1 protein-coding gene is annotated in these 405 nt (G+C 47.7%); it reads right to left on the bottom strand.

Annotated features, from left to right (window positions below; translation table 11 throughout):
* Nucleotides 1–347 (bottom strand): helix-turn-helix domain-containing protein (locus C7H79_RS17455; protein WP_147383678.1); only part of this gene is annotated, 347 nt, incomplete at its 3' end.
* Nucleotides 348–405: the final 58 nt, after the last annotated feature.

The raw sequence follows: 405 nt of genomic DNA on the forward strand, positions 1-405 counted from the left end.
CCACATTCCTGCTCAATTAACTGGCTTACCGCGCTACGATTCCACAACGCAAAATCCATCTTCAGTTGCTCAGGACGCTTATCACAAATAAGCCGTTGCAATCTCAACTCCTGCTCTTCGCTTAGGCTGCGCTTGTCACCCGCTCGTCGTCCTCGTCTACCAGGTTTTAGTCCAGCTGCGCCACCTGTTTCATAAAGTCGAATAATCTTCTTCACTGCCGTGTCGCTCAGCTCCGTAACTTGCGCTATTTGCGCTGGTTCCACACCTCGCTTGTGAAGACGAATCACTTGCCTGCGGCGTTCATGCAGCGCTTCATCCTTTAAGCTTCTTGCATCTATTTTCTCCATCCTTCGATGATATACAATACCACTTCAAAGTTCAAACTATTTATTGGCCGAATCTATA

It is taken from the genome of Nitrosomonas supralitoralis, from assembly GCF_003011925.2.
GTDB lineage: Bacteria > Pseudomonadota > Gammaproteobacteria > Burkholderiales > Nitrosomonadaceae > Nitrosomonas > Nitrosomonas supralitoralis.